Genomic DNA, 13,500 nt, shown 5'->3' with positions numbered 1-13,500 from the left:
ATTAATGCATCTTCATGATCATAAATTTGGTATATAGATCTTTAACTTCTTTTATTTTAGAACGCCCAATAGGTAACTTCACATCATTTGACATCAAAACATCACCGCCAGCAAATTTTTTCACATGAATTAAGTTTATAATAATCGAACGATGAATTTGTAGAAAATTATGTTCTTTTAATGCTGAAGCATAGTCCGAAAGAATCCCTTTGCTATCATAGGTTTGAGTAGAGGTTACAAAATGCAGTTTGTTTTTTATGGTTAAGCTTTTGGCCACTTCAATACTAATGATATCATCATATTTTAAAAGCACTTCCTCATAAGCTGACTTGATGATAACGAATTTTTTATCGAGAGATTGAAAATATTGACACAGCTTTATCATTTTTTCCTCAAAGATATGGGGAGCAATCGGTTTTATTAAATACTGAAATGTGACTACGTCAAAACTTTCCACCATATATTCAGGGTAGCTCGTTAAAAAAACAATCTGTTCATCCAGGTGATTTAAATTCCTTATTTTTTGGGCGGTTTGAATTCCGTTTATGCCATTCATTTCAACATCCAATATTAAGATATGGAATGGAGATTCATGGTTTTGATAATGAGATACCAGCTGTTCTCCTGAGTCGAATAATTCAACTTTAAATTCTATATTGGTCTTTATCGACAAAGTGATCAGCATATTTTTAACAAGTTCTCTGTGCTTGTGCTCATCATCGCAGATAGCCACTCTATACATAAATAACATACACCTCATTCCCATTGCATTGATCATGGAATTGTATTCTAAACAGTATATAACCTTTTAATATTCTATAAACAGCTTTTGGATAAAACGCAAATTCAAATCCCTCAAATGCCAGTATACAAGCTGCTCAGCAGTTGCATCCAAGGCAAAAAAGAAACCCTCGTCTTCAAAAGACGGGGTTTCTTAACTGTTTTATTGATCGTTATTAAAAAAATCAGTTCTTTTCTCTTCACCGTGGGAACGTCTGGCAAAGTCGACAAATTGGAATTTGTCCAGCCGATGCCTTGACTCGGTATACTGGAACAAGGTGGTGTCCTCCAGATAAACATAGTTACGTACTACGACCACATGAGTGTAGTTCTGAAGGTCCATCAGCTTATGATCTTCTTCGTCTGCATTTTCTACGGAAACCACTTTTTTGGCATAACTGATTTGAAGATGGAGTTCTCCCTCCAAATATTCGTAGATGGACCCACGACTAATTTCCTCGGTAAGCACAGGTACAATGTCTGATCGAAAGTAATCTTTATCCAGTATGACGCATTCACCCTCAATCTCACGCGCACGAATAACTTTCCAGACCAAATACTTGTCTTTGTTAATCTCAAGATGATTGGCTATGTCATCTGGAACTGGAATTAAATGATTTTCATGTACAATTGTTCGTGATGTACGCCCAATCCGTTCAGACATTTCCTTGAAACTGACCAAGCCTCCTATAGGGAAATCCATCCGTCCAATATCCAGAACAAAAGATCCTTTAGCTTTTATTTTATGGATATACCCATTTTGTGCAAGCAAGTGAAGTGCCTTACGTACGGTTTCGCGAGAAGTGTTATACTCTCGGGCCAGTTCATTTTCAGATGGCATTTTCGTGCCTGGAGCCAATTCGCCTGTCTGGATTCGTCCCGAGTACTCCTGATAAATTTGCAAAAATATATTCTTTGTCAATTTTCATCACCACGTTCATTGTAGCATCCTTTCACTTCCTGTTCACTAAAATAGGCTGTACGATGAATCTGACTTAATTCGTATTGTCTGATGAAGAATTCAAATGAATTCTCATTAAGGTATACTGCAAATCTTCTGCCTCACCTGGCAGTTCCTCAACCGATTCAATCATGCTCTGACCATCCGGGACAATGACTGGTGTAATAATGGGGTATCCCGATTTCTGAATCAGCTCACGGTCAAATTCCATCAATAGTTGTCCTTGCTTTACGGTTTGACCTGTCTCCACATGCATGGTGAATCCTTCCCCCTTCAGGGACACCGTGTTAATTCCCACATGTACCAGAATCTGTACACCTGTCGGATGCTCTAAGATCAAGGCATGCTTGCTTTTCACCATGATGTGAATGACTTGCCCACTGAAAGGGGCAAGAATTTTGCCATCCTTCGGTTCCACTGCTATACCTTGACCCATCTGCCGTTCGGCAAAAGCCGGGTCAGGAACTTGTTCTAACGGTACAACACGTCCTCGTACGGGAGTCCTCACTTCAAGCACATCTAGTGCGGTATTTTGCGGAAGCGAGTCTTTCCTTACGGAATCATTGGCTGGTGCAGCCTGACGGCGCTTAGTTAACAACTTGCCATACATTAAAGTTAAAGCAAACGGCACAATTAACACGATCGCCATCCCGATGAAGAATACACCCCAGTTGTTTGGGAAAATAGACAAGAAGCCTGGAATCCCGCCCACACCAATGGAAGAAGCCATCACATGATTTACGGTGAGCAATATACCTGCAATACCGGAACCGATCATTGCGAATACAAACGGATATTTATATCGGATATTCACTCCGAATATGGCAGGCTCGGTTACACCCAGAAATGCAGACACTGAAGAGGTAAGAGCCAATCCTTTTCCCTTTTGCTCCTTCAATACCAGCATCATTGCCAGTGCTCCGGCACCCTGAGCGATATTGGACAGCGCCAGCATCGGCCAAAGGAATGTCCCACCTTGCGTACCAATTAATTGCACGTCCACCGCCAGGAAAGTATGGTGCATTCCCGTAATCACGAGCAAGGAGTACAAGCCTCCATAAATCAGGCCTCCCAGCGCAGGAGCCAAATCGAAAACGTATACAAGACCAGACGTAATGGCATTACCAATCATAAAAGTAACCGGACCGATCACTGTAAAAGCCAGAAATCCCGTTATTAATAATGTAATCGGTGCTACGAGTAACAGCTTAAATGAATCCGCTATCTTCTTATTTAGGAATTTCTCAATGTGGGCGAGCACGTAAGCGGATACTAAAACGGGTAAAACCTGTCCTTGATAACCAATCTTGTTCACTTCCCACCCAAACAAATTCCAAACCGGAACGGTGCCCTTTGTAACCGCATCCGCATAACCGTATGCACTTAGCAGATCCGGATGAACCAGAATCAGACCCAGTACGATCCCGAGTAAAGGACTGCCGCCAAACCTGACAACGGCCGACCATCCAATTAAGGCAGGTAGAAATGTAAATGCGGTGCTGGCAATGGTGTTAATGATAGCAGCAAAGTCGGTCCATTGAGGATAGACCTGAACCAAAGCCATTCCTTCGAAGAAGATTCCCTTACCAGTCAAAATATTATTTATTCCAAGCAATAAGCCTGCAGTCACGATTGCGGGCAAGATGGGGATAAAAATATCTGCCAGCGTCTTGATGGCACGCTGAATTGGATTTTGTTTTTTGCTTGCCGCATTTTTGACATCGTCTTTAGAAGCCCGACTACCTCCTGTAATGGAGATCATTTCGTCATATACCTTATCCACCAGACCTGGGCCAATCACGACCTGATACTGTCCTTGTGAAGAGAATTGGCCTTTGACCAGATCATTTTGTTCGAGTGCATCTTTGTCTACCAGCTTATCATCATAAAGGGCAAATCGCAGACGAGTTACGCAATGCGTAGAGGCCTCTATGTTGTCTTTGCCACCAACGGCTTTTATAATGTCTTCTACCTGTGATCTTTCAATCGCCATTTAGCCCACTCCCTTAACGTTCGCTCATTTTAAAGCAGCAACCCCGGTTATCAAAGATAACGTGCCCGTGCCCGGGGTGCTACTAGATGTCTCCATACTATTCACTAAGTCTACAAACAATCCACATATATGAAGCATATGGGGTCAAAGAGATCACTTGTTTTAGCTCCGGGGCGTGCTGAGTATTACCAATTAAGAACTCAGCCGCATCCAACGCTTGATTTTCTAAACATGAATAAAATGAATCCGGTATACGGAATTGCGTATCCTGTCCGCTAAAATTGGAGATGACGATCAAAGTCTCCTCTTCATTGCTGCGTTGATAGGCATAGACCTGAGGATGAGCTTCGTCCAGGCGTAGATAATTCCCATCGGTAATGACTTGCACCGTCTTACGCAGATGAATTAGCTTACGGTAATGGTGATAGATAGAGTTCGGGTCCTCTAACTGAGCCTGAACATTAATCTGTGGATATCGTTCATCTACCTTAATCCAGGGAGTACCTGAAGTGAAGCCCGCATTGCGAGTGCCATCCCACTGCATCGGTGTTCTCGAATTATCACGAGACCGCTCTCGAATGATATTCAATGCTTCTTCTGCACTTTTGCCTTGCTCCTGTAAGATACGATACATATTCAGAGATTCAACATCCCGAAACTCTTCAATGTCTGCCCACTGCGGGTTGGCCATCCCAATCTCTTCACCCTGAAATATATAAGGCGTTCCTTGAAGACCATGTAGCGTGGTTGCCAGCAGCTTAGCGCTTTCCGCTTGGTATTCGCCATCATCCAAAAAGCGAGAGATTGCCCTTGGCTGATCATGATTATTAAAAAACAATGCACTCCAGCCGCCACCCTGTTGCATGCCCGTTTGCCAATCCGAAAATAGCTTTTTCAGCATTTCAAAATCATATGGCATCAATTCCCACTTTTGTCCATTTGGGTAATCCACCTTCAAATGATGAAAATTAAAGGTCATGGACAATTCTTTTCTCTCTGGATTGGAATAACGGATGCAGTGATCCAGTGAGGTGGAGGACATCTCACCCACAGTGACGCTATTCTGTTTGGCAAATACTTTCTCATGTAACTCATGGATGTATTCATGCACATGTGGACCGTCCGTATAATACTTACGTCCGTCGCCAGGAGCCGTGCTTCTATCATCGTCCGAGAATTGCTGATCCTTGGAAATCAAATTAATGACATCCAGTCGGAAACCACTAACTCCCTTCTCAGCCCAAAATTCCAGCAGATTGACAACTTCTTGACGGACTTTGGGATTTTCCCAGTTTAGATCCGCCTGAGTCTTATCAAACAGTGTCAGGAAATATTGGCCTGTTGCCTCGTCATATTGCCAAGCTGGTCCACCAAATTTGGAAACCCAATTGTTTGGAGGTCCACCATCGGGTGCTGGATCACGCCAGATATAGTAGTCCCTATACTCACTATCCTTAGAAAGCCGTGCCTCCTGGAACCAGGCATGTTCTGTGGAAGAATGGTTAACCACGATGTCGATCATTAGGTACATCCCACGCGCCCGGATTCCCTCGCTCAATTCTTCAAAATCCTGCATTGTTCCATAATCGGGATTAATCTGGCAATAATCGGCTACATCATACCCGTTATCACGTTGTGGTGAGACATATACAGGCTGCAACCAGACAATATCCACACCCAGTTTTTTTAAATAATCCAGCTTTTGCGTCAGTCCTCTTATATCACCGGTTCCTTTGCCCGTTGTATCGTTAAAACTTTTGGGATAAACCTGATAGACCACTGATTTGCGCCACCAGTCCTTATCTTGAGGAATTAAAGTCTTGTTCATTGCTTCCATTCATGCTCATTCCTTTCTTGCGAAATGAAGTAGCGTAAAAAATAATATAACGCTTTCAACATCTTGTATATACAAGATTAAGTCATGTATATACAAGTTGTCAACAGCTTTATCTATTAAGGTAATACCCGTTTTGCAGCTAAATGATCAGGAGACTCATCCATTCTGTCCGATTGTATGTTATGACTCGTAGAATAAGCTCAATTCACACGAAAAAAGGCTCCTGCCTATAGTCAGGAACCTTTCTTTTCTATGATGAATAAGGTACTCATTTACATCCATATCGATAGTGCACTATAAAGGAGCAATAAGGACATTATGATATTGAAGGAACGCTCATGCTTATTCAAGAAACGTTGAAACACTGCGCCAAAAATCGCCCAGCTCACTACAGCTACAAAACCAATACAAGTCAGGAGTAATGAAATCGTAATAAGCTCTATATACGATACATCATAAGGCATTACAAACGTTGAAATGACCGTAATACCATACAAAATGATTTTTAAATTGATAAATTGTAGCAACAGTCCTGATTTGAAGGAATATCCCTCATTGTGATCATTATCCTCCGTAGAGGATTTGCTCTTTGCAATTTTCACCGCCAGATAAAGCATATACAGACTGCCGAGAACATTCATCCAGATCTTAACCCGTGGCAAAAAATGATACAAAGCAAGATTAAAATAGCAGGCTAACAGCATAATGGCGAAACAACCTGCTGTTACTCCCAGCAAGAATGGGAATGCTTTTTTCAAACCCAACCGCCTGGCACTGTCTAAAGACATAATATTGTTGGGACCTGGCGTAAAGCTGCTAACAAGTGCATAAGAAAGGAACGGAATAAACGGCATGCAACAATCAACTCCCGTATGTTATAATTGAATGAAATGTACGTTGAGACGTACATTTGTACTTTATGATTGTACAATATGTTCTTTATAAAGCACAATAGGAGCGAAGAATTATGGAGAATATTAATCTGATTTTAAGTAAAAATTTGAAACATCTAAGAAATGAAAGAAAATTAAGTTTAGATAAATTAGCTGATCTGACGGGGATCAGTAAAACGATGCTCGGTCAGATTGAGCGCGGAGAATCTAATCCCTCGATTACAACCGTATGGAAAATTGCGAACGGCTTGAAAATCTCTTTCACTGCTCTGATTAATGAACCACCTTCAGATGCAGTAGTCGTTCCTAAAAGCAAAGTACAAGTGCTTGAAGAAAATAATCAATATCGGTTGTATCCATTTTTCCCCTATGAAGGAAGTAGAAATTTTGAGGTTTACACCGTAGAGATTGAAGCAGGAGGAGAACTGAGTTCAGCGCCGCACCGTGAAGGTACAGAAGAATTTATTACGGTATTTGAGGGTGAGATGGTGGTAAAAGTCAGTGAGGAAATATACACGGTTAAAGCTGGAGATTCGATCCGCTTTAAAGCAGACCGCCCACACATTTACTATAATCTAGGAGAAACCCTGGTTCGGGTGAATATGATTATTTATTACTCTGTATAGTTCAATCTTGAAGACCATAAGTATACAAGTCTTTAAATTAAATGATTTGCCTGTATGCTGTTTAGGAGATTTTAATTTGCTTTATCACTCGTGCTGGATTTCCAGCTACAACCACATGATCTGGAACATCCTTGGTTACTACTGCTCCTGATGCCACTACGACATTATTACCTATCGTAACACCGGGATTAATAACTGCTCTACCGCCAATCCATACATTGTTGCCAATCGTTACAGGTTTCCCATACTCTGGGCCAGCGATTCGTTCAAACGGATCTATGGAATGAGTTGCTGTGTAAATATGGACTCCTGGAGCCATGAAACAATTATCTCCAATGCGCACTTCGCAAACATCCAAAATGGTACAGTCAAAGTTGGCGTAGAAATTTTCCCCAACATGGATATTGTATCCGTAGTCACAGCGTATGTTGGGTTCCATACCTATATTTTCACCAGTTGACCCGAAAAGCTCCTTAAGTAACTTTTCACGGTACTCACGATCCGTCTCTGCCGTCTGATTAAAGAGACGTACACATCTTCTCGCATACTCTCTTTCATTTGTTAATTGAGGATCAGCAGCTACATAAAGTTCTCCATTCATCATCTTTTGTTTTTCCGTTTTCATAGTCATGGGACAATCCCCTTTATATTTTAATCTGATTTTTTTCTTTCATCCCAATAGGTTGGGCTGCGCCCGATATCAAGCCAGCAACAATAACGCCAGCAAGCACTACAATCAAGGCATGCAGAAGTCCAACATGTTCACCTAAAAACCCTAATCCTGGGGGGCCTACTAAAAAGGCAATGTAACCGATCGTGGCTACGGCTCCAACCCGGATAGCTGCACCACGAGGATCGTCTCCGGCAGCAGATAAGCCCACAGGAAAACCAAGTGAGGCTCCAAACCCCATAATACGACGCCCAGTCCGGCCATGAGGTAATGCTGTCCCCAGATCACTAGAATGATACCGATAGCAGCCAGGACAGCACTCCCTTTCAACACAGGGACACGGCCGTATTTATCCAGTATGAATCCGCCAGTAAAACGTCCAATGGTCATCGCTGCCACAAATAGTCCATACATATAGGAACCTGTTAAAGAATCCACGCCATAACCATCTACCATCGTTAGCGGCAGCCAGTCATTCGCAGACCCTTCTGCAAACGCCATACCTAACACGATGATACCGATCAATAAAATCCGTCTTTCTTTCCATACAGCAAGCTGCGCCTTGAGATTAGATCCGACCTTTTGAGTAGGAACTTCTTTCTCTATACCTGTATTGCGGGGCAGAAAACGATAAAAATAGAAAGTTACCGCTGCAATCATGACAGCCATTGCTCCAAAATGGACCACAACAGGTATGTGTAGTGCCGCTGCTCCAGAGCCAATAACCGCACCTACAAGTGTCCCCATACTAAATGAACCGTGAAAAGCAGGCAAAAGCGTTTTTTGCAATTGATTTTCTACCGCAGAACCTTCGACATTAAGAGCTACTTCCGCTGTCCCATAGCCACCTCCAAAGATGACCAAACCAGCAAATACGATGCTCGTGAGCGAAAATGCAGTTCCCAACCCTACAATGACAAAACCGATCACAATCAATATCGCACTTACCAAAATGACCGCCCGTCCACCTATACGAGAAATCATATTGCCTGCACTAAGTAGTCCCACTAAAGAACCTGCGGCTAATCCAAAAATAATGATTCCCATTTCGGCAGTCGAGACATGTAAAATATCCCGGATAATAGGCGTTCGAGACACCCAGGAAGCAAAAGCTACACCCGGTAAAGCGAATAACAAAAATAAAATGTTACGAATTACCCTGGGATTCATGGAGGGTTCTACTGGCATTTACTTATCTCCTTATCACCACTTTTTATTAATCTTTTAATAAGTTATATTATAATTAGTCATTCTATTCGTATCCAAACTATTTGTCAAAAAGAGAATTATAGTCATAGATGGCTATTGACTGTCAGTTGTAAACATATTAAAAAGGGCCTGAGCAGGTAGAGCATGAGCACTCGTCACCTATTCAGACCTTTTAATTAAACTATACAAGCTCTATACTGAATCAGCCTTGAATTGTCTTTTGGATTCTTCTTCTATTTTCAGTCTGGTTTCTCCCAGCAACCCTCCATCTGCTGACGCCTGAAGCAACAACTCACCAGCCACATAACCGGATTGTATAACAACGAGACACCTTCCCCTGTGTGTTCGTCTCTCATTCCCCTTGAAGGATTCATCGCTGGTGAGATTACCATTGTCTATTCCAAGGATACGACCATCTCCCTGCAGTTTAAAGATTACATCAAAATCCTGGTTAGGTACGATGATCCCGTTTGGGTCTATGACCGTTACTTCCACATGAGATATCTCATGCCCATCAGCAGGTAGAACCGTCCGATCGGCCTCCAACTTTAGAGCATAAGGAGCCCCGGCAGTGGTCAGTTCATGCTCACAAACCTTCTCGTTTCCATTGCGACCCACAGCCCGGATTTTGCCCGGTGTATAGGGAAGCTCCCATAGGATTAAATGATTAGGGTAATCCACTAGCTTCCTCTTACCATATGATTCATCATTCACGATCAATTCCACGCTCTCACAATTGGTGAAGGTAACCAACCGTATCAATTTTCCACCGTATTCAGGAAATGTCCAGTGATCTTCCATGGTCGGAGATTTCCAGTGCATCGTCCATGTCGGATTAAATTCCGATTTCATGTGTTCGTTAAATGCGGCTATGTGCACAATAGGCTGATCAGACCATAAACTTTGTTGGAGATAAGATACTGGTTTGCGGAATCCGCAAGTATCAATCAGGCCCGAGGACCACCCTTTGGAGGGATAACTCGTTTCTCCCAAATAGTCAATTCCACTCCAAACAAATTGACCGATCACATAATCATGATTAGCGACATCAAACCAGGGATTCATAGGCAAATAACCTTTAACCCGGTTATCCTTACCCCGATAGTATGGGAATGTTTCTGTTCCAAGGATAAGCGTATCCGGCATGGCCGCTCTATAGTGCTCATACCACTGCTCCTGATAGTTTACCCCCAGAACATCCACTCGTTGTGCCAGCTGTTTGGTATGCTCCACTTTGGCCTCAATCGAACCCTCACGCAAGCTGATTGGTGTATTATGCGGCTCAAGTGCACATGTAACTGGTCGAGTCGGGTCTTTTTCATGGCAGAAACCCACAAGTTGCTCCAACATTTTGAGCATGGATGGCTGACCTTGGTTTTCCACTTCATTCCCAACGCTCCACATGAAAACACTGGGATGGTTCCTGTCCCTGAGCAACATTGCTTCCAGATCTTTTTCCCACCACTCATCATACAAATGCTCATAGAAAAGAGACTTCCATTTGTCAAAAGCTTCATCAACCACCAAGAACCCCATCTGATCACATAAATCTAATAATTCGGGCGCCATCGGGTTATGAGCAAAACGAATCGAGTTACAGCCCATTTCTTTCAGCCTCTGCAGCCTTCTCTTCATGGCTGTATCATGGTAAGCAGCCCCCAGACAGCCTAAATCATGGTGAATGCACACTCCCTTTAGCTTTAAGCTGTCCCCATTCAGCAATAAACCTTTTTGTGTATCCAGCTTCACTTCTCTTATGCCAAAAGGAGTACAATAACGATCCACCTCTGTATTGTCGCAATAGATCGTCGTCTGGGCTTCGTAGAGCACTGGGTTGTCTGGTGACCATAGTTCTGGCTCTATAACTCGCGTTTTTTGCTCTATTTCCCCCGTTTCACAGCCCGAAAGGGTTACTCGGTTTTCCACTTTTCCTTTGGTCTGTCCCTGTGGGTTCAGCATTTCAGTCATAATCGTACACTCTACGGCATGAGCGTGATGATTAGTGACCTGGATTCTGGCAGTCACCTTGGCTTCATCTGGCGAAATTTCAGGTGTGGTAATGTAAGTCCCCCATTCGGTTATATGAATATAATCTGTACAAATCAGCCAGACATTACGATAAATACCGGCCCCCGAATACCATCTATCAGGTGAAAGAATCGTATTGTCCACTTTGACGGCAAGCACATTCTCCTCATCCCACCGAATATATGGAGTCAAATCATATTGAAAGCTAACATATCCATAGGGTCGCTCGCCCACAAAATGCCCATTGATCCAAACCTCACTGTTACTGTGAATGCCATCAAATTGTATGTATACGCGCTGTTTTGGAGAGGAGGGCTTCACATTAAAATGCTTTCTGTACCATCCCACAGACCATCTCGGCAAATAAGCTTGATTGCCACCATACAGCATATGTGGATCAAAGGACTTTTCAATGCTCCAATCATGAGGGACTTGAAGGAGCCGCCAATGCTCATCGTTATAGTCCATTTTCTCAGCACCTGCATAATTACCTTCTATAAATTTCCAATTTATTTTGAATGGCATAATCACTCTGCTTCCCATCATCTTGCCTCCATTTCATAAAGTGGATGAACGGATATAACAACAGTGCGGGATGACCATCACAAAAGACGTGTTCTCATTACAATATTTGATACACCGGGCGATCTTCTATAAAGTGTACGGGGAGCATTGGAAATTGGGCGGAAAGTACATCTGCGAGATACTTCATCCCAGGTGCTTCACTTTCAGCATGTCCCAGCATGATAAGTGCTTTACTTTGCCCTTGATAGACAGCATCTTTAACATATTCTGGTGTTTCCCATTCTGGGCCCTCACCGGCAATGACTAAATCCACATTTTCATTTAGAAATAATGGAATGGCTAGTTCACCACCTCCCCTGTATCCTACTGAGATTCCCACTCGTTCACATGGCATGGAAACCTCGCCAGCCACCCGTACATAACGAATATGTAGTTTGGCTTTGATATATTCAGCGATCTCCTTAACTTCCATAGCCGGAATAGTCAAAATGGCGGCCGTCGGCTGCTGTTTCACAATGTAGTTGTGCCAGCTAAGCGCCTGAAGAAGCCCAACTATCACTCCATCCGGTTGATAACGATGTATGGCGTCATGAAACCGATAAATGCCTATACCTGCATCGGCAATGAGGCGAGATTTTTGCAAGAAAACAGGATCATGTAGTAAACATTCATGCATTCTCTGATGACTATAAAAGATGCCTTCATGCGTAATGATAAAATTTGCACCTAGAGAAATAGCTTGTTCTATCACATACTGCGAAGCGGAGAAAGCGGTTACAATTCCTTGCACCTCAGTATCTATATATCCTGGGTCCAGTAGATCTACGGTGGTGTTGGGTATGCTTATTCCCTTGGTCAGATGATTCACAATCTGACCCATAGTCATGGTCATACACGTTCCCTCCTCATGGATAATGCATATCAATTGTACCATTTTATTTCAATCATAAGTGCTATTCTTTCTAGCAAAATAGCCAGTTCCAAAGGAGCCAGCTGTTTTACGAATGGTTCTATTATTTATACAGAACTCCTAAAATGGAGTCGATTCGTTCTTTTGCTCCTTGCCAGGATGTCATGACGGGGAACTCATATTGCTCTCTTACTCTCAGATTCCATGGATGAGGAATGCAAAGCACCTTTTTCCCCTCCTCTAGCGCAGGCACTAAATTATGAGGACCATCATCAATCAGGAGATCATAGTTAATCAGGTTCTTTCGTTTACATGGGAAAAAGTTCTCAATCGGAATGAATGGCATATGTCTTTGAAGCCAGTTCCATTTCTCTACGACGGTCTTGGGTTCTGCCGCTGTCACAATAATGACATCAAAAGCATTGCAAAGCTTCTCCATCTCTTCTACAACATACTCGTCATACAGTTCAAGTTCCTCAAACAAACCCGGTCGCCCATAAAATACATCATGCGTGCTCTTGGGATGACGTAGATGATCAGTGTTCCAATCTAACATTTCTTCATACCGAAGCGTATGAGTGGGAAATTCACTATTGTTATGGTATATGGCTCGTTTGACGAGATGACAGATGGTATCGTCCATATCAACTGCAATGATTGGTTTTCTCATCAGCTTGCCCCTATTCACTCTGGTAAAATTTTTCACAAGAATATCATACTATAATTTAATATCGCGGTGAAGCTTAGGTATTGCTGTCCGATTAGATCTCGCCTTTGTTCAAGATAATTAGCCAAGTACAACGTTAGGTTTATCTACATAAATCAGATATATTAAAGCAAAAAAGTTAGGTTAGTTTTATTTAAATAAACTAAATTTCAAACAAATATAAGCAATAAATACAATGATACCATAGAAAATCTCACTTAAATAATAAATCTATGTGTTTATGATTAGAAAACACAAAAAATAACTAAAAAAAATTAATTGAATAACAAAAATTCAAATGATAGAATAACAAAAATAACTTTTCTCCAAATTGAAAACGATTAATTTGTGTTTAGCTTACT

Annotated in this window: 10 protein-coding genes and 1 pseudogene; 1 reads left to right on the top strand and 10 read right to left on the bottom strand. The window is 42.1% G+C overall.

Translation table 11 applies throughout. The features are described 5' to 3' along the window. Position 1: 1 nt before the first annotated feature. The 5 genes from ACM1ND_RS03405 to ACM1ND_RS03385 form a co-directional block, all read right to left on the bottom strand. Positions 2-742, bottom strand: coding sequence for a LytR/AlgR family response regulator transcription factor (locus tag ACM1ND_RS03405; protein ID WP_069079786.1), 741 nt, complete (start codon positions 740-742; stop codon positions 2-4). Between the two features lie 201 nt (positions 743-943). Beyond that, on the bottom strand, positions 944-1,702 hold the full coding sequence (treR, locus tag ACM1ND_RS03400) for a trehalose operon repressor (protein WP_069079787.1): 759 nt from the start codon (positions 1,700-1,702) through the stop codon (positions 944-946). 73 nt (positions 1,703-1,775) lie between these two features. Then, the gene (gene treP / locus ACM1ND_RS03395) at positions 1,776-3,734 is read right to left on the bottom strand and encodes a PTS system trehalose-specific EIIBC component (RefSeq protein ID WP_069079788.1); all 1,959 of its coding nucleotides are present in this window, start codon (positions 3,732-3,734) and stop codon (positions 1,776-1,778) included. Between the two features lie 97 nt (positions 3,735-3,831). Beyond that, positions 3,832-5,571, bottom strand: a complete 1,740-nt coding sequence (treC, locus tag ACM1ND_RS03390) for an alpha,alpha-phosphotrehalase (protein ID WP_076265241.1) — start codon at positions 5,569-5,571, stop codon at positions 3,832-3,834. Between the two features lie 272 nt (positions 5,572-5,843). Beyond that, on the bottom strand, positions 5,844-6,425 hold the full coding sequence (locus ACM1ND_RS03385; RefSeq protein WP_023986882.1) for a LysE family transporter: 582 nt from the start codon (positions 6,423-6,425) through the stop codon (positions 5,844-5,846). A gap of 113 nt (positions 6,426-6,538) precedes the next feature. On the opposite strand from ACM1ND_RS03385, the gene ACM1ND_RS03380 reads away from it, so the two are divergent. Continuing rightward, positions 6,539-7,090 (top strand): helix-turn-helix domain-containing protein, encoded by a 552-nt coding sequence (locus ACM1ND_RS03380; RefSeq protein ID WP_023986881.1) that lies wholly within the window; start codon positions 6,539-6,541, stop codon positions 7,088-7,090. 61 nt (positions 7,091-7,151) lie between these two features. On the opposite strand, the gene ACM1ND_RS03375 is transcribed toward ACM1ND_RS03380, so the two are convergent. The 5 genes and pseudogenes from ACM1ND_RS03375 to ACM1ND_RS03355 all read right to left on the bottom strand — a co-directional run bounded on the left by ACM1ND_RS03375 (position 7,152) and on the right by ACM1ND_RS03355 (position 13,102). Then, on the bottom strand, positions 7,152-7,721 hold the full coding sequence (locus ACM1ND_RS03375; protein ID WP_076160523.1) for a sugar O-acetyltransferase: 570 nt from the start codon (positions 7,719-7,721) through the stop codon (positions 7,152-7,154). 13 nt (positions 7,722-7,734) lie between these two features. Beyond that, a pseudogene (locus ACM1ND_RS03370) lies at positions 7,735-8,930 on the bottom strand (MFS transporter). A gap of 231 nt (positions 8,931-9,161) precedes the next feature. Next, positions 9,162-11,540: a glycoside hydrolase family 2 TIM barrel-domain containing protein gene (locus tag ACM1ND_RS03365; RefSeq protein ID WP_418027980.1), complete on the bottom strand. Its 2,379-nt coding sequence runs from the start codon at positions 11,538-11,540 to the stop codon at positions 9,162-9,164. A 79-nt stretch (positions 11,541-11,619) separates the two neighbouring features. Beyond that, positions 11,620-12,414: a Nif3-like dinuclear metal center hexameric protein gene (locus ACM1ND_RS03360; RefSeq protein ID WP_068941327.1), complete on the bottom strand. Its 795-nt coding sequence runs from the start codon at positions 12,412-12,414 to the stop codon at positions 11,620-11,622. A gap of 121 nt (positions 12,415-12,535) precedes the next feature. Then, positions 12,536-13,102, bottom strand: coding sequence for a 5' nucleotidase, NT5C type (locus ACM1ND_RS03355; protein ID WP_023986876.1), 567 nt, complete (start codon positions 13,100-13,102; stop codon positions 12,536-12,538). Between the last annotated feature and the right edge of the window lie 398 nt (positions 13,103-13,500).

Origin of the sequence: Paenibacillus sp. JJ1722 (assembly GCF_048282685.1) — a bacterium.
In the GTDB taxonomy this organism is placed as follows: domain Bacteria; phylum Bacillota; class Bacilli; order Paenibacillales; family Paenibacillaceae; genus Paenibacillus; species Paenibacillus polymyxa_B.
This window is presented reverse-complemented; position numbering and strand designations above follow the sequence as displayed.